This is a genomic window from Streptomyces sp. NPDC050528 (genome assembly GCF_044457795.1).
Lineage (GTDB): Bacteria > Actinomycetota > Actinomycetes > Streptomycetales > Streptomycetaceae > Streptomyces.
Map to the genome: position 1 here is coordinate 267,865 of NZ_JBITHH010000010.1, position 22,788 is coordinate 290,652.

Annotated in this window: 20 protein-coding genes and 1 pseudogene; 5 read left to right on the plus strand and 16 right to left on the minus strand. The window is 69.3% G+C overall.

The features are described from left to right. Positions 1-39: 39 nt before the first annotated feature. From ACIBK4_RS32605 to ACIBK4_RS32660, 12 genes are all read right to left on the minus strand, one after another. Positions 40-1,383, minus strand: coding sequence for a protein phosphatase 2C domain-containing protein (locus ACIBK4_RS32605; RefSeq protein WP_399000518.1), 1,344 nt, complete (start codon positions 1,381-1,383; stop codon positions 40-42). Further along, positions 1,384-3,918, minus strand: coding sequence for a tetratricopeptide repeat protein (locus ACIBK4_RS32610; RefSeq protein ID WP_399000520.1), 2,535 nt, complete (start codon positions 3,916-3,918; stop codon positions 1,384-1,386). It lies immediately after the preceding gene. 26 nt (positions 3,919-3,944) lie between these two features. Continuing rightward, positions 3,945-5,246, minus strand: a complete 1,302-nt coding sequence (locus ACIBK4_RS32615; RefSeq protein ID WP_399000522.1) for a hypothetical protein — start codon at positions 5,244-5,246, stop codon at positions 3,945-3,947. 98 nt (positions 5,247-5,344) lie between these two features. After that, on the minus strand, positions 5,345-6,409 hold the full coding sequence (locus ACIBK4_RS32620) for a glutamate ABC transporter substrate-binding protein (RefSeq protein ID WP_399000524.1): 1,065 nt from the start codon (positions 6,407-6,409) through the stop codon (positions 5,345-5,347). Between the two features lie 14 nt (positions 6,410-6,423). Next, positions 6,424-7,881, minus strand: coding sequence for a hypothetical protein (locus ACIBK4_RS32625; protein WP_399000526.1), 1,458 nt, complete (start codon positions 7,879-7,881; stop codon positions 6,424-6,426). A gap of 185 nt (positions 7,882-8,066) precedes the next feature. Beyond that, on the minus strand, positions 8,067-9,038 hold the full coding sequence (locus tag ACIBK4_RS32630; protein ID WP_399000528.1) for an N-acetylglucosamine kinase: 972 nt from the start codon (positions 9,036-9,038) through the stop codon (positions 8,067-8,069). Then, entirely contained in the window at positions 9,029-10,294 is a 1,266-nt protein-coding gene (locus tag ACIBK4_RS32635) for a 6-phospho-beta-glucosidase (RefSeq protein ID WP_399000530.1), read from the minus strand. Before ACIBK4_RS32635 ends, ACIBK4_RS32630 begins: the two co-directional genes overlap by 10 nt. Before the next feature lie 6 nt (positions 10,295-10,300). Then, positions 10,301-11,194: a carbohydrate ABC transporter permease gene (locus ACIBK4_RS32640; RefSeq protein ID WP_200689161.1), complete on the minus strand. Its 894-nt coding sequence runs from the start codon at positions 11,192-11,194 to the stop codon at positions 10,301-10,303. Between the two features lie 2 nt (positions 11,195-11,196). Continuing rightward, positions 11,197-12,138 (minus strand): carbohydrate ABC transporter permease, encoded by a 942-nt coding sequence (locus tag ACIBK4_RS32645; protein ID WP_033284578.1) that lies wholly within the window; start codon positions 12,136-12,138, stop codon positions 11,197-11,199. A gap of 7 nt (positions 12,139-12,145) precedes the next feature. After that, entirely contained in the window at positions 12,146-13,483 is a 1,338-nt protein-coding gene (locus ACIBK4_RS32650; RefSeq protein ID WP_399000534.1) for an ABC transporter substrate-binding protein, read from the minus strand. 132 nt (positions 13,484-13,615) lie between these two features. Next, positions 13,616-14,842 carry an ROK family protein gene (locus ACIBK4_RS32655; RefSeq protein WP_399000536.1) on the minus strand — a complete coding sequence of 409 codons (1,227 nt, stop codon included), beginning with the start codon at positions 14,840-14,842 and terminating at the stop codon, positions 13,616-13,618. Between the two features lie 208 nt (positions 14,843-15,050). Beyond that, the gene (locus ACIBK4_RS32660) at positions 15,051-15,884 is read right to left on the minus strand and encodes a hypothetical protein (RefSeq protein ID WP_399000538.1); all 834 of its coding nucleotides are present in this window, start codon (positions 15,882-15,884) and stop codon (positions 15,051-15,053) included. Between the two features lie 353 nt (positions 15,885-16,237). On the opposite strand from ACIBK4_RS32660, the gene ACIBK4_RS32665 reads away from it, so the two are divergent. Further along, on the plus strand, positions 16,238-16,813 hold the full coding sequence (locus tag ACIBK4_RS32665) for a hypothetical protein (protein WP_399000539.1): 576 nt from the start codon (positions 16,238-16,240) through the stop codon (positions 16,811-16,813). Further along, positions 16,810-17,094, plus strand: coding sequence for a hypothetical protein (locus tag ACIBK4_RS32670; RefSeq protein WP_399000541.1), 285 nt, complete (start codon positions 16,810-16,812; stop codon positions 17,092-17,094). Before ACIBK4_RS32665 ends, ACIBK4_RS32670 begins: the two co-directional genes overlap by 4 nt. Before the next feature lie 18 nt (positions 17,095-17,112). Here the strand turns inward: ACIBK4_RS32670 and ACIBK4_RS32675 are convergent, their stop codons facing one another. Together ACIBK4_RS32675 and ACIBK4_RS32680 are read right to left on the minus strand one after the other, a co-directional pair. Continuing rightward, positions 17,113-17,289 carry a DUF397 domain-containing protein gene (locus ACIBK4_RS32675; RefSeq protein ID WP_399000543.1) on the minus strand — a complete coding sequence of 59 codons (177 nt, stop codon included), beginning with the start codon at positions 17,287-17,289 and terminating at the stop codon, positions 17,113-17,115. Continuing rightward, positions 17,286-18,167: a helix-turn-helix domain-containing protein gene (locus ACIBK4_RS32680; protein ID WP_399000545.1), complete on the minus strand. Its 882-nt coding sequence runs from the start codon at positions 18,165-18,167 to the stop codon at positions 17,286-17,288. Before ACIBK4_RS32680 ends, ACIBK4_RS32675 begins: the two co-directional genes overlap by 4 nt. Positions 18,168-18,332: 165 nt before the next feature. Here ACIBK4_RS32680 and ACIBK4_RS32685 point away from each other — a divergent pair, with 165 nt between their 5' ends. Further along, positions 18,333-18,797, plus strand: a complete 465-nt coding sequence (locus tag ACIBK4_RS32685) for an ATP-binding protein (protein ID WP_399000547.1) — start codon at positions 18,333-18,335, stop codon at positions 18,795-18,797. A 121-nt stretch (positions 18,798-18,918) separates the two neighbouring features. Here the strand turns inward: ACIBK4_RS32685 and ACIBK4_RS32690 are convergent, their stop codons facing one another. Further along, positions 18,919-19,713, minus strand: coding sequence for an SDR family oxidoreductase (locus tag ACIBK4_RS32690; protein ID WP_399000549.1), 795 nt, complete (start codon positions 19,711-19,713; stop codon positions 18,919-18,921). Positions 19,714-19,988: 275 nt separating this feature from the next. On the opposite strand from ACIBK4_RS32690, the gene ACIBK4_RS32695 reads away from it, so the two are divergent. Both ACIBK4_RS32695 and ACIBK4_RS32700 read left to right on the plus strand, forming a co-directional pair. Next, on the plus strand, positions 19,989-20,861 hold the full coding sequence (locus ACIBK4_RS32695) for an alpha/beta fold hydrolase (protein ID WP_399000792.1): 873 nt from the start codon (positions 19,989-19,991) through the stop codon (positions 20,859-20,861). Positions 20,862-21,254: 393 nt separating this feature from the next. Then, positions 21,255-21,749: pseudogene (locus ACIBK4_RS32700) on the plus strand (GNAT family N-acetyltransferase); the annotation flags it as partial. 345 nt (positions 21,750-22,094) lie between these two features. On the opposite strand, the gene ACIBK4_RS32705 reads toward ACIBK4_RS32700, so the two are convergent. Then, entirely contained in the window at positions 22,095-22,715 is a 621-nt protein-coding gene (locus ACIBK4_RS32705) for a Uma2 family endonuclease (protein WP_399000551.1), read from the minus strand. Positions 22,716-22,788 lie beyond the last annotated feature (73 nt).

Genomic DNA, 22,788 nt, shown 5'->3' on the forward strand with positions numbered 1-22,788 from the left:
GGTCCCCACCGGTCCGAGGCCGTCCCCGTTTGCGCGGCCTCAGCCGATTACTGCCCCCTGCGGCGGGGCCGGGAACGGCACGACGGCCACTGTTACGTTGTCGTGGCCCCCGCCGTCGAGCGCGTGGCCCACCAACACCTGGGCGCTGTGCAGCGGACGGAGAGCCGCGTCGACGGGAACGACCTCGGCCATCTCCTCGGCGGACTCCGCGTAGTTCCACAGTCCGTCGGTGCACACGATCACCACACCCGGCCGGTCCGGCTTGAACGAGGCGGTGTGCGGCTCCAGTTCGTACGCGTCCGCGCCGAGCCAGCCGGTGATCGCGTGGGCGCGCTCGTCGGCGTAGGCCTCCGCCTCGCTCATCAGGCCCGCGGCGACCATCTGCGCCGCCCACGAGTCGTCCTCGGTGAGCCGGGCCGGCGGTGAACTGCGGTCCACCGGGATCCAGTAGGCGCGGCTGTCGCCGACCCAGCCGACGACGAGGAGGGTCGGGGTGACGATCGAGCCGACCAGCGTGCAGGCCGGCGCGTTCTGGTGCGGGGCGTGCTCGCGGGCCGTGGCGGGTTCCTCCGCAAGGGAGTTGACCGCGTGCGAGGCCGCGATGATCGCCTCGTGCATCGCCGCCTGCGGATGCGTCCCCTGCGGCAGCGCGGCCAGCAACGCCTCGCCCGCCTGCCGCGAGGCCGCGAGCGAGGCCGCGTCGGGCCGCGTCGCCGACGACACCCCGTCACACACGACCGCGACCAGCGCGGGCGCCCCGTCGGGCAGCAGGCACTGTCCTACGGCGAAGGCGTCCTCGTTGCGATGGTGCCGCAGCCCGCGGTCGCTGACCGCCGCGAGCGGGCCCAACTCCTGTTCCATGTGGTCGCGTTCGCGGGGCTGGGCGTGCCCGCAGTTCTCGCAGTAGCCGTCCGGGTCCACCCGGCCCGAGCGGCAGGCCACGCACACCTTGACGCCCTCGCCCGCGGTCGGCGGATCGGCGGCGACCCGCGGGTCCGGCGCCTGCAAGGGGTACTCGTCGGGCTCCGGCGGCCGGTCGAACCGTACGCCCGTGGCCGGGGAGACCGGTGAACCGGTCGGCGGCAGCGGGGCGTTGGACGGCAGGGGGGTGCCGCCCGAGTCCGTGCCGGCCAGATCGGTGGGGAGGTGGACCGTCGGCGGGGTCTCGGCGCTCTCCGGCTGGGGCACCACGGGCCAGTCCACGTCCGCGGCCTCCTCGGGGGGGAGCGGCACCGCGCCGTTCATGGTCAGCGTCGGGTGGTCGTCCGGCGGCGCGGGCACGGCCGACAGGTCGTATCCGCACGCACCGCAGAAGCGGTCACCCGATTCGAGCGGCTCTTCGCAGCTCGGGCAGGCGGCGAGCTGGGGCATCTGCGACATCAACTACACCCACGTCCGGGGGCGGTAACGGTTGGCTCGTTCCACCAGGTCGATCCTCTCCTCGCCGTCCCGTGCCAGCCGGGCCAGCGTGCGGTACGAACGCTCCAGGCCGAAGCGGAGTCCCCGCTCGTCCAGCTCGCTGCCGAGCAGCTCCCGCCGCGTGAGCGGTACGGAACCCTGGCCTCCGGAGAGTATCCAGTCGAGGGCGCGGCCGAGGACCTCGGCCGACAACCGCTCGCGCCGGACGGCATCCAGACCGTATCCCTCCAGCGCTTCCACCTGTCCCGCGGCCGCGGTCAGCTCGTCCAGGAACGGCGTGTCGTCCGCCGTCGCGGCCCGCTCCCGAAGCCGCGCCCGTACGGCGGCCACGCGCGCGGCCGTGTAGTGGATCGACGCCTCGGGCACCGACTCCAACGTCCGTACGGCGCCCTGCCGGTCGCCGGTCGCGAACTGGACGCGGGCCAGGCCGAAGGCCGCGCTCACATAGCTCGGGTCGGTCGACCACACCAGCCGGTAGTACTCGGCCGCGTTGTCCAGCTGCCCCAGCACCTCGGCGCACAGGCCCAGCGCCAGCTTCGGCGCGGGCTCGCCCGGGAAGGCGTCGTAGATCGCGTCGAAGGACAGCGCTGCGGCTTCGTAGTCCCGGGTCGCCAGCGCGGCCACGCCCGTGTACCAGACCACCCGCCAGTCGTCGGGCCGCTCGTCCTCCAGCTTCGCCAGGGCGTCCAGCGCGGTGTACGAGTCGCCGTTCTCCAGCCAGGCCCTGATCTGCCGCAGCCGGGTCTCCACGGACGGCGACGGCGCCGAGGCGAGCGCCCCGAGCAGTTCGGTCGCCGCGGTCGCCATCAGGCCCGCCAGGAAGCCCGCGTTGGGGTCGCTCGCGTCCACGTGCGGGACGGGCAGCGCGAGGGCCACAGCGGGGGAGTCGACCTGCTTGACGGTGCTCGGCGCGCTGCCGTTGAGCGCGGTCAACACCGGGGTGCCGTTGGGGCGTTCGGCAAGTGCCGTGCCGGAGCGGGCACTTGGGATCCGCTTCGACGGCTGCACCGCTCTCGCGCCCAGCAGGGACACGTCCCCGTCCAGCTTCGGGAACAACTCCGTGTCCGTGACCTTCAGTTCGGGCCCGAACAGGGTGGACAGGGAGGGGCGGGCCCGCCCGGTCTGGAGCGAGACGACCTCGCGCAGGACGCCCGTCAGCTGCTCGGCCATCTCCTGCGCGGAGGCGAACCGGCGGGCCGGGTCGGGGTCGGTGGCACGGACCAGGAGCCGGTAGAACGACTCGTAGCGGCGGAAGACCTCGATGTTGTCCGGGTCGGGCAGGGAGTCCACGAAGATGTTCGTGTAGCCCTGGAAGTCGAAGGTCATCACCGCGAGCGTGCGGGCCACCGTGTACAGGTCGCTCGCCACCGACGGGCCGACCTCCGCGACCTCCGGCGCCTGGTAGCCGACCGTGCCGTAGATGGCCGACTCGTCGTCGTCCATCCTGCGCACCGCGCCCATGTCGATCAGCTTGAGCTGGTCCTCGGTCTGGATCGCGTTGTCGACCTTGAAGTCGCAGTACAGGAGGTTGCGGCTGTGCAGGTGGCCGAGCGCCTCCAGGGCCTCGATGCCGTACGCGCAGGCCTGCTCCACCGGCAGCGGATCGCGCTTTCCGTCCGGTGTGCGGCGGTCGTTGGCGATCTCCTTGAGGGACTTGCCGCCGACGTACTCCATGACGATGTACCCGTCCAGCGAACCCGTCCGCTGGTCCAGGTGCTCGACGAAGTTGTAGATCCGCACGATGTTGGCGTGCTCGATCTCGGCGAGGAAGCGCCGCTCGGAGATCGCGGCCTCCATCGCGTCCTGGTCGCCGGTGTCGAGGAGGCCCTTGAGGACCACCCAGCGGTCGGAGACCGCGCGGTCCACGGCGAGGTAGACCCAGCCGAGGCCGCCGTGCGCGAGACAGCCCACGACCTCGTACTGGCCGTGCACGATGTCGCCGGCCTCCAGCTTGGGCGTGAACGAGTACGGGTTGCCGCACTTGGTGCAGAAACCCTCCGTACGCCCCGGGCTGTCGCCGCGCGCCCGGCCCACCGGAGCGCCGCAGTCCGAGCGCGAGCAGAACCGCTTGCGCTCGGGGACCTCCGGGTTCTCCAGGACCATCTCGCGCGGGTCCGGCCGCGGCACCCCCGGCACCTGCACCAGACCGACGCCGAGCCGGCCGCGGCTGGAGGTCCCCGACGACGAACCGGAGCTGCGCACCGACACCGAACGGCTGGAGGCGCGGCCCGACTCCGAGCGGGAGAGCCGCCCCGACACCGAGCGGCGCGACTTCGACGACTGCGACGACGTACGCGAACTGCGGCTGCTGGTACGGGAACTGGCACTGCCCCGCGAGCCCTTGCCGCTGGCCATCCCGGTGGGCGGTGAACTGATCGCGCCCTTCGCCGACACCACCGGCGCCAGACCACAGGTGTCGCAGTACAGCTCACCGCCGCCGACGTCCTCGTACGACCCCTCGCAGCCCGGCCGTTGACACTTCCGCTGTGTCTCGCTCATGACCGACCCCGCTTCTTTCTCGTCACTCACGCGCCCGGCCCCCTCTGGTCCTCGGGACCGCCCTGCGGCTGGGGCCGCGGAGCGTTGAACTGCTCGGCGGCGGCGTGCTGGTAGCGCAGCACCGCCTGTTCGGCGACGCGCAGGTCGCAGGGCGCGCTCCACAGCATGCGGCGGGCCGCGTCGTACCGCTCGATCAGCAGCGGGTCCTCCGCGAGGCCGTGCCGGGCGACCTTCGCCTTGTACGCGTCGAGGCGGCCGCGCAGCTCCGCGCGGACCGCCAGCGGCTGGGTGACCGCGGTCAACGACTCGCGGGCGCGCAGCAGTTCGTCCTCCGCCTTCTGCTCCAGGGACTCCAGGAGCGGGGACAGACGGTGCCACTGGGCGTGTCTGCGGTACTCGGCGGCCGTCGACAGCTGCTCCTGGAGCACGGTCGGCGGGCCGCTGACGACCGGCACCTCCGTGGCCGCGATCTTCGCGAGGACCTCACCGCGCGCGGTGCGTGCCTCGGCGAGGGTGCGGTCCGCGCGGGAGAGCACGTCCCGCAGCTTCACCAGCCGCGCCTCCGCGTCCTGCCGGACGGTGAGCACGGCGTCGATCTCGCGGCGTACGTCCTCCAGGGCGCGCGCCTCCCGGTCGTAGACCGTGGTGTCCGGGCGGCCGCCGCCGGGGGCCGAACTCCCCTGCGCCCGTACCCAGAAGGCCAGCGGGTCGGAGACCACGCGCTCGCGCAGATCGGTCAGGACGCGCGTGATGCGCTCCAGGTCGTCGCCCGCCGGGTGTTCGCCCGGGCGGACCCCCACGGAGTGGGCGAGCTGGCGGGTGCGCTGCAACTCCGCGGCCAGTAAATCGATCCGGGCGGGCAGCGCCGACCACACCGCGTCGGACGTGACAACCATGTCGAGGGAGTTCGCGTACAGGTCGTTCATCTCGTCGACGAGCGCGCTCAGCGAGAACTGGTGGCTCAGCTTGCTCGAACTGCCGGTCAGCGTCGGCATGTTGGCCGTCGCCGTGGTCGAACCGGCGACCGTGACGGACTCGCCGCGCAGCAGCTCGGTCAGCTCGACCAGGTCCTCACGGCTGGACCAGCGGCGCCGGGAGCGGATGCTCTGGGCGGCGTGGAACGCGTCCGTGTACGCGTCGAAGTACGCCCACAGCAGCGTGATCGCCGCGTCCGTGGACGCCCAGCGCTCCTTGGTCGTGCCGGTCAGCTCGGCGCCTTCGAGGAGTCTGCGGCCCGCGTGGTCCTGGAGGGCGAGGAGCGAGGTCTCGATGGCCTCGTGCTCCGCGCCGAGCCGCGCCAGCGCACGGTCCACCTCGTCCCGGTCCATTACCGGCCCGGGGGGTCCCGTGACGCCGCCCATCGATCACCTCTCGTTGCGTTGTCGTTCCGTCAGTGGTCCGTGTGGTTCCGGTAGTTGATGATCCGTCACTTGTAGTGCGGTGTGGGCGGGTTGGCCGACGTCGAATCCTTACCCAGGGTCGGCAGCAGCCATTTCGTGTAGGACGCGTGCCAGCCGTCGGGGCCGGTGCTGGTGCGGTAGGTCTCCAGTATTCGGTTGACCCGCTGGACCAGGTCGGTGGCGCCCTTGTTCATGGCCACGCCGTAGTACTCGGTGGTGAAGGGGGAGCCCTTCAGCTCCACCGTCGGATCCTGCGCCGCCTGGCTCGCCGCGAGTGCGCCGTCGGTCACCACCGCGTCCGCCTCGCCGAGTTGGAGCTTCACCAGGCAGTCCAGCTGGTTGGGGACGGCGGGCAGGACGTCGACGCTGGCCGGGATCTTCTTGCCCTTGTCCAAGGCCAGACGGGTGTTCGCCGTGGAGGTCGCCGCCGAGCAGACCCTCTGGTGGGCGAGCGAGTCGTTGTAGCCCGAGATCTTCGACGACTTCGGGGCGAGGACCTGCTGGCCGGTGACGAAGTACGGGGCGGAGAAGGCGACGTCATCGGCACGCAGGCAGGTGATCGTCATCGTGCGGACCACCATGTCGACGCGCTTGCCCTGGATCGCCGGGATGCGCTGGTCGGTCGGGATGGCCAGCATCTGGACCTTGTCGGGGGTGTAGGAGCTGCCGAAGATGTTCTTGGCGATGGCGGTGACCAGGTCGATGTCGAAGCCCTCCAGGTCACTGGAGGAGCTGTTGGGGTTGCGGTAGCCCCAGCGGTAGCTGTTCTGGTCGACGCCCACCTTCAGAACGCCATGCTCCTTGATGGCCTTGATCGCGGCGCCCTCGTCGTCCGACGGGGGCGGGCTCTGGTCCTGGATGGTGTCGTCGTTGCACTTGGGCGCCTTGGCCTGGACGCCCTGGACCGTCCGCTGTCCGCCGAGCTCCGCACCGCCCTCGCCGCGCGACTGGGTGAGCGGCAGCAGCAGGACGAAGGCGATCGCGAGGGCGCAGACGATCGCCATCGCGCCCACCCCGCCCCAGCCCCGCAGGCCGGACCGCAGCCGCCGCACCGCGCTCAGGCGGCGAGAGAAGTCACTCCGTACCCGCATCGTCACGCCCCCTTTCACCGGTACTCCGACAGCCTGCGCCCGATGCCCAGTACGGCGCCGGCCGCGCCGAGCACCGCGAGCACCGCGGCCCCGACGGTGAGGCCGGTCATCGCGTCCAGGCCGTCACCCGCGGACCGCTTGAACTCGTCCGTCTCGTGCGTCAGCGCCTTGTCCAGCGAGGCGTCCACGGCTGCGAAGCACTCGGCCGTCGACTCCTTCGTCGAATCGGCCGTGCCGATGACACCGGCACGGGCATCGTCGTACTTGCCCAACTCGTTGTCCCGCTGGACCTGTGTGTGGCGGGATATCCACGTGTTCATCGACTTGTTGGCGACCGCGACGGGCTCGCGGCCCGCGGAGTCGTCGGCGAGCGAGTCGGCCACTTTCAGGCCCTTGCCCAGCGCGGCGATCTCGTTTTTGTACCCCCAGGCGTAGGTGTCCACGACCTGTTTGTTCGCGAGTTTCTTCGTCTCCGAGCCGCGGCTGACGAGGGTGAGGTTCTCGTCGCTGCGCGCCTTGAGGGAGGCGATACGGGCGTCGTGCAGCACGTTGATCGACTCGACCCCGTGGTCGTACGAGTCGTTGAGGCCCGCGCGGGCGACGGTGTGGCCGACGACCACCCACAGCAGGACGACCGCGGTGGCGGCCGAGGCGGCGACCAGGCCGCTGTTCAACACCCGGTTCGTGCGCTGGTAGTTGCGCCGCTGGGCCCAGGCCAGGCCGCCGAGGGCGAGGAGACCGAGGGCGATCGCGAACCACGGATACGGCGTCGCGTTCCCGTAGTCGGCGCTCAGCCGCTCGTTCTCGTTCTTGTAGAGGTCCTGGGCCTTCGGAAGCATCTGGTTCTGCATCATGTCGTTCGCGGCACGCAGATAGGCGCCGCCCACCGGGAAGCCCTGCCGGTTGTTGGCGCGGGCCGATTCGACCAGGCCCTTGTACTCCGGCAGCCGTTCGTTCAGCTGCTTGATGTAGGTCGCGGACGACGAGCCGGGGTCGGTGTTGGCGGCGGCGGTGACGAGCTTCGCGGCGGCGTCGCGCACGTCCTTCTCGTACTGGTCGCGGGTGGTTCGGGTCTCGTCCGGGCCCGCCAGATAACCGGTGGCCGCCATCGTGTTGGCGTCCGCGAGCGAGCGGAAGATGTCCGCCGCGTCGGAGCTGAGCGGCTGGCTGTGGTGGAGCACGTCGTCGGCCGCCGTGGCCCGGCTGTCGGTCTGCCAGGCGGCGACCGCGCCGAACGCGATCACCAGCACGGCCAGCAGCGCGCCGAGGGCCCGCAGCCGGCCCGGCTCGGTGGTGGCCGCCGCGCGCAGCCGGTCGACGCCCTCGGCGAACGCCGTACGGCGCGCGGGTGCGGCATCCGGCGTGCGCCGGGGCGCGGGCGCCCCCGAGCGGCCCGGCTGCGGCGGCAGCGCCGGCATCGTGGGCACGGCGGTGCCCGGTGGCGCCGTGCTGTTCTTCGGCGGTTGTGTCACTGCTGACCTCCCCCAGGGTCATCCCGTCGCCGCAAGTATCGCCGCCAGGACTGACATTCCGCACGGGCCTTCACTGGATCTTGATCGGATCGCAGCGCGGTCACCGGATTTCCGGCACCACACAACGCCCCGCACCGCCCCCCTGTCCATGAATACGCCGTGGGAATCTGTTCGGTTCCCGGGTGTCAGTGCTCGTAGTACGCCCTGGCCCGAACATGCGCCTCGGCAACGGCGCCCACATGGTCCAGGCCGAGCAGGACGGCACCGAGGACCGGCCGCGCGGTGACGACAGTGGCCACCGCCTTGGGCGCCTTGGCCGCCAGCAACTCCCTTATGCGGTCGTCCAGTTGAGGGTGCCGGGCGGCGAGGACGCTGCCGCCGAGCAGCACCGGCGCCTCCTCGTCGAGCAGGTCGAGGCGGGTCAGCGCGACCGTCGCCATCGCCACGACCTCCTCCGCCATCCGGTCCACGATCGAGCGGGCCACCGGGTCGCCGTCCACCGCCGTCGCGAATAGCACCGGCGTCAACTCGTGCCGACGGCGGTGTTCGACGTGTTCGAAATGCAGGGCCTCGATCAGGTCATACATCGAGTCCAGGCCGAAGTAGGCGGGAAGCGTGCGCGCCAGGGCCGTAGGACCGCCCCGTCCGTCCTCCGCGCGGGCCGCGTGCCACAGGGCCTCCTCCGCCAGGCCCCAACCGCCGCCCCAGTCACCGGAGATACGGCCGATCGCCGGGAAGCGGGCGGTGCGGCCGTCGGGCCGCATGCCGACGCAGTTGATGCCGGCCCCGCACACCACGGCGACCCCGCGCGGTTCGGGGATGCCCGCGCGCAGCACCGCGAACGTGTCGTTGCGGACCTCCGCACTCGCGCCCCACCCGCGCGCGTGCAGCGCGGCGGCCAACTGCTCCTCCTCCACGGGGAAGTCGGCGTTGGCGAGGCAGGCCGACACATGGTCGACCGCGCTCACCCCCGCCTCCGCGAAGGCGCGGGCGACGGCCTCGGCGACGTTGTCGACGGCCGTCTCGATGCCCACGACCGGCGGCCGGAACCCGCCGCCGCGGGCCGTGGCGAGGATCTCCCCGTCGGCCGCCACGACCGCGACGTCGGTCTTGCTGTTGCCCGCGTCGACGGCGAGGACACTTGCGGTCAGGCCCACGCGAGGTGCTCCCGGTTGTGCGCGATCAGTTGGTCGGTCAGGGCTTCGGCGTACTCGTACTGGCCGATCAGGGGATGCGAGAGCAGCGCCCGGAACACCCGCTCCCGGCCCCCGCGCAACGCGGCCTCCAGAGCGAGGTCCTCGTACGCGGTCACGTTGGCCATCAGCCCCGCGTACAGCGGATCAACATCCGCTACGCCAAGGGGAGTTGCCCCCTTCGCCCCGACGGCGGCCTGCACCTCGATCACCGCGTCGTCCGGCAGGAACGGCAGCGTGCCCTTGTTGTACGTGTTGACGACCTGGTACGGACTCCCGCCCCCGCCGAGCAGCGAGGCGGCGAGGTCGACGGCGGCCTCGGAGTAGTAGGCCCCGCCGCGCTTGGCGAGCAGCGCGGGCTTCTCGTCCAGGGCCGGATCGGCGTACATCTTCAGCAACTCGCGTTCCATCTCCGCCACTTGGGAGGCCCGGGACGGCTTCGTCCGCAGTTCCCGTACGACCTCGTCGTGCGCGTAGAAGTACCGCAGGTAGTACGACGGGACGACGCCGAGCCGGTCGAGGAGGACCCGGGGCAGGCTCAGGTCGGCGGCGATGGCGTCGCCGTGTTCGCCGAGCAGCTTGGGCAGCACGTTCTCGCCCTCGGGACCGCCGAGCCGTACGCCGGTCTCCCAGGTGAGGTGGTTGAGGCCCACGTGGTCGAGGTGCACATCGGTCGGAGTGACGCCGAGCAGCCCGGCGAACTTCCGCTGGAACCCGATCGCCACGTTGCACAGGCCAACTGCCTTGTGTCCGGCCTGGAGCAGCGCGCGGGTGACGATCCCGACCGGGTTGGTGAAGTCGATGATCCAGGCGTCCGGGTTCGTACGGCGGACCCGTTCCGCGATGTCGAGAACGACCGGTACGGTCCGCAGCGCCTTGGCGAGGCCGCCGGCGCCGGTCGTCTCCTGGCCGACGCAGCCGCACTCCAGCGGCCAGGTCTCGTCCTGCTCGCGGGCCGCCTGCCCGCCGACGCGGAGCTGCAACAGCACCGCGTCGGCGCCCTCGACACCGGCGTCCAGGTCGTCCGTCGTGACGATCCGCCCGGGGTGCCCCTGCTTGGCGAAGATCCGGCGGGCCAACCCGCCCACCAGTTCCAGGCGTTCGGGCGCCGGGTCGACAAGGACGAGTTCCTCGACGGGCAGGGTGTCCCTCAACCGGGCGAAGCCGTCGATGAGTTCGGGTGTGTAGGTCGAGCCTCCGCCGACCACGGCCAGTTTCATAGGTGGTTAACCCTTCACTCCGGTGAGCGTGACGCCCTCGACGAACGCCTTCTGTGCGAAGAAGAACACGAGGATCACGGGGGCCATGACCAGCACGGTCGCGGCCATGGTGAGATTCCAGTCGGTGTGGTGCGCGCCCTTGAACGACTCCAGGCCGTAACTCAGCGTCCAGGCACCGGGGTTCTCGGACGCGTAGATCTGCGGTCCGAAGTAGTCGTTCCAGGCGTAGAAGAACTGGAAGAGCGCCACGGCGGCGATACCGGGCTTGGCCATCGGCAGGACGACCCGCAGCAGCGTCTTGAACTCGCCGCAGCCGTCGACCTTCGCCGCGTCCAGGTACTCGTTCGGGATGGTCATCAGGAACTGACGCAGCAGGAAGATCGAGAAGGCGTCTCCGAACGCCATCGGGATGATCAGCGGCCACAGCGTGCCCGAGAGGTCCAACTGCTTGGCCCAGAACAGGTACATGGGGATGATCACGACCTGCGGCGGCAGCATCATCATCGAGATGACGAGCATCAGCGACAGATTCCGGCCCCGGAAGCGGAACTTGGCGAGCGCGTACGCCACCGGGATCGACGACACGACGGTCAGGACGGTGCCGAGACCGGCGTAGATCAGCGTGTTCTTCCACCAGGTGAGGAAGCCCGGAGTGTCGAAGACCTTGCGGTAGTTGCCCCACTCCCAGGTGTGCGGGATGAGGTCGCGGCTCAGGGCCTGGCTGTCGCTCATCAGCGAGGTCAGGAACACGAACACGAAGGGCAGCGTGAAGAAGAGCGCGGCGGCGACGCCGAGCGAGTGGACCGCGATCCACTCCATGAGCGCCTTGCGGCGGGCGGTGCGCTCGGCGGGGGTCACCGGCGCCCTCAACTCCACGGGCTTGTCGAGTACTTGGGCCATGGTCAGTCACCTGCCAGGTTGAGGCCGCCCCGGCGCCGCATCAGGAACGCGGTGAACACCATCGACAGGGCGAACAGGACGAGTGCCACCACGCAGGCCGAGCCGTAGTCGAAGCGCTGGAAGCCGAGGTTGTAGACGAGCTGGGGAAGGGTGAGCGTGGACTTCTCCGGGTAGCCGGGCTCGAACTGCGTGCCGGCGCCCTGGATGACGCCGGACGCGACCTTCCCGGCGATGAGGGGCTGTGTGTAGTACTGCATGGTCTGGATCACGCCGGTGACGACGGCGAACATCACGATCGGCGAGATGTTCGGCAGCGTGACGAACCGGAACCGCTGCCAGGCCGAGGCGCCGTCCAACTCGGCTGCCTCGTACTGCTCTTGGGGTACGTCGAGCAGCGCGGCCATGAAGATGACCATGAGGTCGCCGATGCCCCAGAGGGCGAGCAGGGTGAGCGCCGGCTTGGACCAGGTGGGGTCGTTGAACCAGCCCGGGGCCGGGATGCCGACCTTCTCCAGGATCGAATTGACGGGCCCGGTACCGGGGTTGAGGAGGAACGCGAACGCCATCGTCGCGGCGACTGGAGGGGCGAGGTACGGCAGGTAGAAGAGGGTCCGGAAGACACCGGTAGCCGTCTTGATCTTGGTGATCAACAGCCCGACGCCCAGGCCGAATACAACCCGGAGGCTGACCATCACCACGACCAGCCACAGGGTGTTGCGCATCGCGGGCCAGAAGTACGGATAGTTCTTGAAGACGTACGTCCAGTTCTTCGTTCCCACCCACGTCGGCGGCTTGAAGCCGTCGTAGTGCATGAACGAGAAATAGACCGTCGAGATCAGCGGATACGCGAAGAAGACCGCGAAGCCGATCAGCCAGGGCGACATGAAGGCGAGTGTCCGAAGCGCCGACTTGCGGCGCTTCGACGCCAGAGTGACTGTGCTCATTCTGCGGCTACTTCGCCTGCGCGATGTCGGTGTCGATCTGCTTGGCCGTGCTCTTCAGGGCGGAGTCGAGGTTGGTGACCTTGCCGCTCTCGTAGTCGTAGCCGAGGTTCTGAATCGTCGTCAGGTACACACCGCCGTTGATGGAGGCGGGACTTGTGGTCGAGTACTGGTTCGACGCGATGTCCAGGAAGGTCTTGAAGCGCGGGTCGTACTTCAGCTTCGGGGACTTGAGGGCGGCGAGGGTGGAGGGCACGTTGTGGATGGCGTTGGAGAAGCCGACCACCGCGTCCGTGTCCGTGGTGATGTACTTGACGAACTCCCAGGCGGCGTTCTGCTTCTTGCTGTTGGCGGCGATTCCGGTGATCGTGCCGGTGATGTAGCCCTTGCCGTACTGGGCGACCTGGTCGTCCGGCACGGGCAGCGGGGCAACTCCGATGTCCAGCTTGGGATTTGCGGCCGTGGCCATCCCGAGCCGCCACTCGCCGTCGAGCTGCATCGCGACCTGGCCGGTGTGGAAGGGGTGCTTGTCGCCCCACTCGTCACCGAGCGTCGAGCGGTAGCTCTCCAGCTTCTTGAATCCGCCGAGTTCGTCGACGAGCTTCTTCTGGAGCGTGAAACCGGCCTTGAACGCGGGGTCGGTGGCGAGCGCCGACTTGCCGCTCTTGTCGAAGTACGTCGGCGAGAACTGGGCGAAGATGTGCTCGGTGGTGGTCTCCCAGCCGTGGTAGTCCGGCATGAACCCGAGCTGCGAGTACGTGTCGCCCTTGCTGATCGTCAACTTCTTGGCGTCGGCCTCGAATTCGGACCAGGTCTTGGGCGGGCTGGTGATGCCGGCCTTCTTGAACTCCGTCTTGTTGTAGTAGAGCCCGTACGCGTCGCCCAACAGGGGTGCGGTGCAACGGTTTCCGTCGAACTGGGTGTACTCGTTCATCGCCTTCGGGAACGTCGTCTCCGGGTCGATGCCGTCCTTCTTGAAGAAGGGGTTGAGATCGACGAGGGCGCCCGACGAGCAGAACTTGCCGACGTTGTTCGTGGTGAAGGACGAGATCACGTCGGGCGACTTGCCGCCGCCGGTGCGCAGCGCCTGGTTGATCTTGTCGTCGGTCATGTTGCCGACCACGTTCACATGGATGTTGGGGTGCGCCTTCTCGAACCCGGCGACCAGCGACTTCACGGCGCTCAGCTCGGAGGCCGCGCTCCAGGCGTGCCAGAAGTTGATGGTCACGTCCTTCGAGGCGTCGTCGGAGGCACCGGACGAGGACTGGCCGGTACAGGCGGTGGCGAGGAGGGCGAAGGAGGCGGTGGCGGCGAGCGCGACAGCCGCTTTCCGGGATGTTATGGACATCTTCCGGGACGTTCCGGGCATGGCAAGGTCTCCCAAGGGCGGGGCGGGGCAAGGTGGTTGGGGAAGCCGGGTGGTGCGAGGTGAGCCGAAGTCGGTCTGGGGGAACCGGAGTCGGCCGTGCGGGAAGTGGGATCAGCGCGAGGTGTCGAAGACCTCGTCGCGAGTCGTTGCCAGCGCGCTTTCCAACGCGCCGCGCAGCACGGGGTGTTCATGGACGTCGCCGACGACGAGCCGGGGCCGCGATGCCGCCAGCTCCTCCAACTCGGCCTGGACGAGGGCGCGTAGAGGTTCGCCGCCGGCGGCCAGTGACGCACCGCTGAGGACGACGAGTTCGGGGTCGAGTACGGAGACGAGGGAGGCGAGACCGGTCGCGAGGTGGGTCGCGTAGATCTCCAGGAGTCGCCGCTGGGGGCCGGTGGTGTGGTCGGCGGCGGTCGCGACGAGGGCGGCGGCGACCTCGGCGTAGGGACCCGTCGGGATCTCGGTGATGCCGAGTTCGCGGGCGAGTTGGGGCAGGGCCTGGGAGCCCGCCAGTGCCTGGTAACCACCGCTGTTGGCCTTGGTCACCTGGCGGACCAGGGGTGCGCCCGGCACCGGCAGGAAGCCGACCTCGCCCGCACCGCCGGTCCAGCCGCGGTGCAGCCGGCCGCCGAGGACCAGGGCGGCGCCGAGCCCGCCCTCGTTCCACAGCAGCACGAAGTCGCCGTGCCCGCGGGCCGCGCCGAGCCGCTGCTCCGCTATGGCGACGAGGTTCACGTCGTTCTCGTACTCCACCGGCATCGGCAGCGCGGCGGCGAGTTCGTCGAGCAGCGCGGGGGAGTGCCAGCCCGGCAGGTGCGAGGCGTACCGCAGCCGGCCGGTGTTCGGGTCGAAGGCGCCCGGGGTGCCGATGACGAGGCGGTGGACGTCGTCCCGGGCGAGCCCGGCGGCCTTCACCGCACCGTCGAGCGCGTCCGTCACCTGCCGTACGACGGGCTGGGCGGGCCGCCGCCCGGGGGTGGCGAGTTCGAACTCCCCCACCGTGCGGCCGGTGACGTCGGCGACGGCGGCGCGGATGCGCTCCGGCGTGACGTCGAGCCCCGCGGCGTGTGCGGCGCTCGGATTGACCACGTACAGCTGGGCGTTGGGGCCCGGCCGCCCCTCGCTCGTCCCCGTGGCGAGGACGAGCCCGGCCGCTTCGAGCCGGGCCAGCAGCTGCGAGGCGGTCGGCTTGGAGAGCCCGGTGAGCTTGCCGATCCGGGTACGGGACAGCGGGCCGTGCTCCAGGAGAAGGTCCAGGGCGGCACGGTCGTTCATGGCGCGCAGGACGCGGGGGGTGCCCGGGGTGCCGGTGCCCGGGGTACCGGAGGTTCCTGCCATGTCTACGCCACCTGCCTTTCGAACTCCCGAACCACACAGCGTGTCACGTGATCACTGTTAGGAAAGTTTCCTATTGGGTGGGAGGAACGTAAGCCCGGGGCGAAGGGGGCGTCAATAGAGACCGCCCCCGAGGCAACAGACTCGTTACCTGCGGGGGCGGTGGGGAGGGCTGGTGCCCGGTGTCCTGGTCGGTGCCTTGCCCGGCGTCCTACTTGACGTCGATGAAGTCACCGGCGGCGGTGGCCGCGCCGGTGGTGGCGGTGCCGGCGAAGACGTAGCGGAAGTAACCGTCCTGCGCGGCCTTCACGGTCGTCGTCAGGGCGCCGCCCTTGCCGGTGGTGACCGTCTTGACGGTGGTGTAGGTGCTCGAACTCTTCGCCCGGAACTGCAACTTGGCGGGCTGGGACACATAACCGGTGTACGTACCGCGCTCCCAGTCGGCCCGGGTCAGCTTGCCGGTGACCGTGATGGTCCTGCCCTTCTTCACCGGCTCCGGGGAGGCGTTGGCGGTGAGCCTGGCGGCGCGCTGGATCTTGACCTTGCCCTTGTTGCCCCAGGCGGCGAAGTCGGAGGACGCGCTGATCTTGTCGTCCGAGTCGTCGAGGTCGTAGGTGGAATGGGCGTAGAAACCGGCGACGTTCCAGGTGGTCGCGTCGGCGGTCTCGTACAGGTTGTCCTCCGGGTCGACCGTGATCGTGTCGGAGCAGGACTCGGTGACGGTGGTGTCCGTCGTCGCCGTCGTCCTGCAGGTCGGCGCGAGGGTGCCGTCGATGTCGTTCTCCATGTCGGCGAGCTTGCCGCGGTAGAGCATGATCCCCGCGAACGTCGTCTTGCCGTCGACGACCAGGTCCGCGGGCCGCGTCAGCGTGTACGTCACGGGCACCTTCACGGCGGCGGTCGTACCGACCACGATCGCCTTCCCCTTGTTGACCGTCACGCCGGAGAAGACCAGTTCCGGCGTGGCGGCCTGCGCGAGCGGCGCGGCCAGACCGGTCAGGGCCAGGGCACCGGTCAGGGCGGCGCCGATGGCGAGTTTCCTCATTCTTGTCCCCACATTTCAAAACGGACCCCTGGGCATTGCGCTCCAGAACAAGGGCCCGTCGTGGGCCGACCTTAGGCATGGGGGCTCTGCGATGGAAATGAGTTGAGGCTGTGAAGGCGATCGCATCACGGGTTCGTCACGATGAACAAAGTCGCAGGTGGGAGCGGGTGGCGGAGATTCCCCCGATCTGCCGGAATTGCGAGGCCTGTTGGACACTTTTCGGCCGCTACGGCTCCGCGCCCGAGGCCGATTCGTGATGTGGACGAACCTGTCCTGCCAGCCGCCTCACAGGCTTTTGACTTTTGATCAGCGGCGTTTGCGGGGCAGGGGGATCCAGAGAACGGGTGTGGGGCGTGAAGGTGTTGGCGGGGTGCTGGTGGGACGCGGCGTGCGCGCTCGCCGTACCCGTGGTGATCCAGGCCGGTTTCGAACTCTGGGACCGGGGCGGCCTCGCCTGGAGTGCGGCGGGCGAACTGGCGGCGACCTGGGCCGCCGCCGGCGTCGTAGTGGGCGCCGTGGCATGGCTGTTGCTACGACACCGGGCGCGCAGGTCGGGCATCACCCTCACCCCGGACGCCCTCGCCGGCCACCAGACCCGCCAACTCCGCGTGCTACGGCCCTCGGTGGGCTGGTCGGACCGGATGTGCACGGAGCTGAAGGCGTCGTACCGCGCGTCCGTCACCGCGGAGAAGGGGCGCGAGGAGATCTGGTTCCACTGGCGGCCGGGTCGCGGCAAGCGCACTGTCTGGGGCTCGATCGCCTTCGATGAACCCTCGGGGACGGTCGTCCTTGATCTTCGGGCGAGTGGGGCGTACACGGGGTCTTCGGGGTTGGGGCGGGGGGCGTCTTTTGTAGCGTTGTGTCAGGTGGCTGGGGAGTTGGGGCTGGTGGAGGCCGAGAGCTGGCGGACGGTTGGCGACCAGGTATGACATTCGTCGAGGACGTTCTGAGCGGGCGGGCGTCGCTCGATGACGTCGACGCGTATCGGGGCAGGTGGGACGAGGTCGATGCCGACGGTGTGGAGTACCACGTCTTCCTCGGACTCCGCTGGCCCGAGTACGCGATGTACGTGGAGGACGACGACGTTCTGGGGTACGTCATCGAAGCGCGCCGACAGGCCGGCCAAGACCTGCGTACCTACCTCGCGGCGCGCAGCGAGCGGTATGCGGAGGAATGGGCTTGCTGTGGGGGCGACTTGGGCGGGGAGTAGGGGAAGGGTGCGTGTTGGTCAGCGCAGTGTTTCGGTGAACTTCGTCCAGGTGGTGGGGGTCAGGCGGAGGAGCGGACCGTCGGGGGTCTTGGAGTCGCGGACGGCTATGGTGCCGGGGATGTTGCGGGCGACTTCGAGGCACTCGCCGCTTCCACTGCTGTAGCTGGACTTCACGAAGTCGAAGCCGTTCGTCACTGCATGTCCTCGCTGATGCTCTCGATCAGGCTGAGCGAGTCCTTGGGAGCCAGACTCAGCCGTGCCGTGCGTTCGAAGAACGAACTGTACGTCGAGCTTTCGGCGTCGTTCTCGACCCACACGGTAGCTGCGATGCTGTCGACGTGAACCACGTCCACGGCCTCGGTCTCGGCGAAGGAGATGATGTTGAACGAGCCTGCCATGCAGGCGTGGCCGCCGGCTCGGAAGGGCAGCACCTGGAGGCGGACATTGGGCAGTTGAGCCGTCTTTAGCAGGTTCTGCAACTGCGCGCGCATCACCTCGGGGCCGCCGACCTGCTGCCGTAGGGCGCCTTCTCCGATTACCGCGTAGACCTGGAGGGGTTCGGGTGCCGACAGGCGAGCCTGACGCCTCACGCGGACGTCGACGAAACCCTCGATCTCGTCGGGGTCCTGCCACAACCCCTCACTGACGACCACCGCTCGTGCGTACTCGGGTGTCTGCAACAGGCCGGGGACGAAGGCCTGTTGCCAGGTCCGTACGCGGGTCGCCACATCCTCCATCGCGATGTACTCGGCCATGGCCTCCGCCTGCGGCGAGTGCTGCCACCACCCCTTGGCCTTCCGGCGCTCGCGGTCGAGTTTCGCCAACTCCAGTAGTCGGGCTACGGATTTCGACTCGTCCAGCCCGTAGAACTCGCACAGCACCCGGATGTCGGGGTCCCGCATGGGCACCCAACCCCGTTCCATCTTCACGATCTTCGAGTTGGTCGCGCTGATGGTCCCGGCTGCCTGTTGCTGGGTCTTTCCAGCGGCGTCACGTAGGCGCAGCAGCTCGCTACCGAGCTTGCGTCCCAGCACAGTTGACGCCCTGTTTCCCAGTTCAGCTGATCGGTTCACGGCCCAAGTGTCGCTCCGTCGCCGTCGTGCGTCGACGACTTTCGAACGGTGGAGACAATTGTCTCCGAACGACTTGTGCCCGAGTCAAGTGGATCGCTACGGTCGGTACTCGTCAGCTAACTCTGCGGCGCTCATTTCTGAGCCAACCGCACACGGAGGTGTGCCATGACCGAACCCCCCACCGCCCGCGACGCCACCCCCGTCCCTCACGAGGACCGCCTCGACTACACCCCCCTCGCCCGCAGCGTCACCCTCGCCCGCCGCCGCACCGCAAGGCTCGTCACCGAGTGGGGACACCCCGCCCTCGCCGGTGATGTCGCCCTCGTCGTATCCGAGTTGATGACCAACGCCCTGCTGCACGGGAGCCTGAGGGACCGCTTGATCCGGGTCCGGATCACCGTCACCGGGGTCACCCTTCGCGTCGAGGTCAGTGATCCGCGTGGCGAACGGTTGCCGAGCCCGTGCTCAGTGGAGGCCACGGATCAGTTCGGCCGGGGATTACTTCTGGTCGGAGCCCTGGCTCACCGCTGGGGATGGGAGCCCCGTTCCGTCGGCAAGACCGTGTACGCGGAGTGGGTGCTCGGGGTCGACCCGGCTTTGGTGAGTCCGCTCGTGGGCGCGAGTGAGTGAGTGTTTTCCGGCTCTTCGCGGTTGAGGGGGTAGCCGTGGTCCACCTCGACAAGAGCGGCTGGGACGCCCTTGCCGTGGACGCCGTGGACGCCGTGGACTTCTGGAACAGCCCGCGCGCGGCCTACGCGGTGGTGGCGATGCCGCCGTCGACGGGGATCACGGTGCCCGTCAGGTACGCGCCTGCCCGGCCGGCGAGGAACACGGCGACGCCCGCCATGTCGTCGTCGCGGCCGATCCGGCCCAGTGGGGCCGATGCCGCGATCGCCTCGCCGAACTCGTCGAGGATCGCAGTCATCATCGTCGACGGGAACGGTCCCGGCGCCACGGCGTTCACGGTGATGTGCTGCGGTCCCAGTTCCTTGGCGAGCACTCTGGTGAGTTGATGCAGCGCGGCCTTGCTGCTGGAGTACGAGTAGTTGGGCCGCTGGGGGATGTGGATGGCGGCGATGCTGCCGATGTTGATGATCCGCGCGGGATCGTCGGCGGTGCCCGCCTTGCGGAGTGCGGGCAGCAGCGCTTGGACCAGCCAGAACGGCGACTTCAGGTTGAGGTCGACGACCGTGTCCCAGGCCGCGTCCGGGAACGTCGCCAGCGGCTCGTCCCAGATGGCGCCCGCGTTGTTGACGAGGATGTCGAGACGCTCCGAGTCGGCGGTGACGAGGTCGGACAGTCGCCGGCACTCGTCGTGGCTGGACAGGTCGGCGGGGATGGCCCGCACCTCACCGAATGCGGACAACTGCTCCTGCGCCTGAGCGCACGCTTCCGCGTTGCGTGAGCTGATGACCACGCGGGCGCCCGCCTGGAGAAGGCCACGCGCGATCATCATCCCGATGCCTCTGGTGCCACCGGTGACGAGTGCGCGCTTTCCCCGCAGATCGAAGAGTTCCGCATGCGTGGTGAATTGATGGTCTACCACTTGCTGCCTTTCTCGTTGGTCGTGCGGACTGATGCGCCGATGCCTCGACGCGTTGATGCGTCGATGCGTCGATGCGTCGGGTGTTCGGTTCCGCTGTCTCGACGCTAGGGCTCTGAAGTGCACTCCAAGCAAGCGGATCGGCCCCTGCTTTTGAGGGCGGGGCGATGGCGAGTCAGCGGTCCTTGGCCCTCGGCGGGGCGCGCCCCCGCACCCAGCTCGCTCTTCGACCTTTGGGGAGCCTCGGTGACACCGGTAAGTTCTCCGCGGTGACCTTGATGGAGACGCAGGGCCTCACGTCGATGACCGACGAGGCGCGGTTACGTTGGACGGCGCTGGGGGACACGACTCGGCGGCCGGCCGTGGTCATGCTCCATGGCGGTCCGGGGCTGCCGGATTACTTGGGCGATGTCGCCCCCATGGTCGCGGACCTCGCGCCTGTGTACCGGTACGACCAGCGGGGCACGGGTCGATCCCCGTGGCGGGGGCGCCATTCCTTCGCCCGGCATGTCGACGATCTGGTCGAGTTGCTCGACGCATGGGACGTGCCCAGAGCTGTGCTGATCGGGCACTCCTACGGTACGGACCTGGCGAGCCGGTTCTGCCTGACGCATCCTGACCGGGTTGCCGCGATGCTGCTGATGTGCGGGCCGTTCGTCGGTGATTGGCGTACCGGCTACCGAGCGGAGCGAGGCCGCCGCATGTCCGCGGCGCAGCTGGAGCGGCTGCACGCATTGGAGGAGTTGCCGCACCGCACGGAGGAGCAGGAAGTCGAGCTGCTCACACTGGCCTGGTTCACCGACCACGCCGATCCCGAACGGGGGTTGCACTGGGCCGCGCAGGGTGCCCGGCGGCGTCGCCCCGTCAACTGGGCCATGAACAGCGAGCTTGGCAAGGCAGGGCGCGCCGACCCGCTCGATGAGCATCTTGCCGAGCTGCGCGCATGCCTGCCCCCGCGGGCGGAGCTTCTCGGCGGGGCCGACGATCCCCGCCCGGTGTCGGCTCTTGCGTCACTCGCGATCAGGCTCGATCTTCCGCTGACGCGCGTCGAAGACGCCGGGCACGAGCCCTGGTTGGAGCAGCCCGACACCGTACGTGCGCACCTTCGGCGATTCGTGCAAGGCGCGGTGGGCTCAACGGTGGGCTCATAGGACTTCGGCCGGATCGCCGGCCGGCCTCCTCCCACGCTGCCTGCACCGTGGCGGGTCCGGGTCCGGGTCCGGGTCCGGATCCGGTGCCGAAATGGTCCTCGAACCAGACCGCTCACCTGGGTGTTCGCCGGACGCTGAGGCGGCGGCCGTCTGGCCCTCGCGGTCGACGTGAGCAACTGGCTCCACTCTGACGCGCCAACCAGCGCGGATCGTCCGTTCTGTCACGTCTACGGCCGCAGCGGACGGTCCTGGGACCAGTTCGTGCCCGGCGGCCGACTCGCCCAACTCCACGACCTGACACCCCACTTGGAGAACACCGTGCGCCTTGATCGGTGCGGCGTCGCGGACAATCCCCATGCGATCCGACCGCCCCGCGTGATACTCCTCCCTCCCATGACTGATCTTGTGACAGCACGGCTCGTGCTGCACCCGATGACCGTCGGCGAAGCCGAGCGAGTGGTCGCGGGTGAGCCGGGCGGCGGTGACCGATGGGCACCCGGATACCCCACCGACGGGGACACGTTCGCCGCCCGGCGCTTCCTGGGCACGTGTGCGAACACCGGTGATCCCCAGCCGTTCGGCAACTACGAGATCCGGCGCCGAGAGGACGGTCGGGCGATCGGCGGCGTCGGTTTCCATGGCCCGGTGGACGCGAACGGCAGCGTCACCATCGGCTACGGCATCGTCCCGTCGGCCCAGGGCCAGGGCTACGCCTCCGAAGCCCTCCGCGAACTGCTGCGGTTCGCGCGGGCACAAGGAGCCGTATGCGTGAAGGGTGACGCCGACCACGACAACACCGCATCCCACCACGTCATGCTGGCGGCGGGCATGCGGCCGGCCGGACAGGACGAACGCGTCCGGTACTTCGAGATCACCTGGACCGGCACGACCCCCGACCCGGTGAGTGAACTCTCCTGGTACGGCGTCCGATGCGTCTTCCGGCATCGCGAACTCGGCGTCTACGAAGAGCGGTTGACCCTGTGGCGGGCCACCTCGCTCGACGAGGCCATCAGCCGTGGGGAGTTGGAGGCACACGAGTACTGCGCCGACCTCGACGGCGTCGAGTACACCGACTTCGCCGAGGCGTACCGGATGTCCGGCGAGCCGGGGGAGGGCGCCGAGGTCTTTTCGCTCATGCGGGAGAGCGGGTTGCCTGCCGGCGAGTATGTGGGGCGGTTCTTCGATACGGGGGCTGAGCGCGCCGGGGCCTGAGGCGTGCCCGTGGCCTCGGCCTCAGTTCTCCAGGAAGGGTGCCGTGTCCAGGGTGGGGTACGGGGCCGGGAGGACGAGGGGATTTCCCAGGCTGACCTTGGACTCGGCGTCGTAGTACGCCTCTTTGGGGTCGTCGCCGGGGAGAACGGGGGCGGTGTAACAGTGGGCCGTCTTCGTGTTGCGGTTGATCAGGACGTAGATCGGCACTCCGGCAGCGGCGTAAGTACGGAGCTTCGGGCCGGTGTCCGTCTCGTGGTTGGTGGACGTGACCTCGCCGACCAGGGCGATCATGTCGATGGGGTACCAGCCCCTGTAGGCCTTCAGATATGAGTCGTCGAGCTCGCTCGGCCTACGGCGACGGACGTAGAAGTCCGGGATGAGCAGGGCCATCGTGCTGCCGTCCTTGTGGGCTGCTCGATAGCCGTTGCCCATGCCCACGAGACGGTGCCCGGCGACACGGAACTGGAAGAACAGTTCCCCCGCGCCGTCATTGTGATTGTCGTTCGGTGCCGGTGGCACGATGGCCATCCCCTCGACGTACTCGGGTCGAATCGGCGTCGTCGACGCCTCCTCGATCGCGATCAGCAGATCGATGGGGTCCTGCTGCGTCATGACCGGCTCCATGATGGGTTCGGCGCTCATCGATGCTTCTCCCTCGTCACGCTGCTGCCAGGCTACGCCCGTGCTGGGTGCCCCGGCAGAACCATGAGCCGCC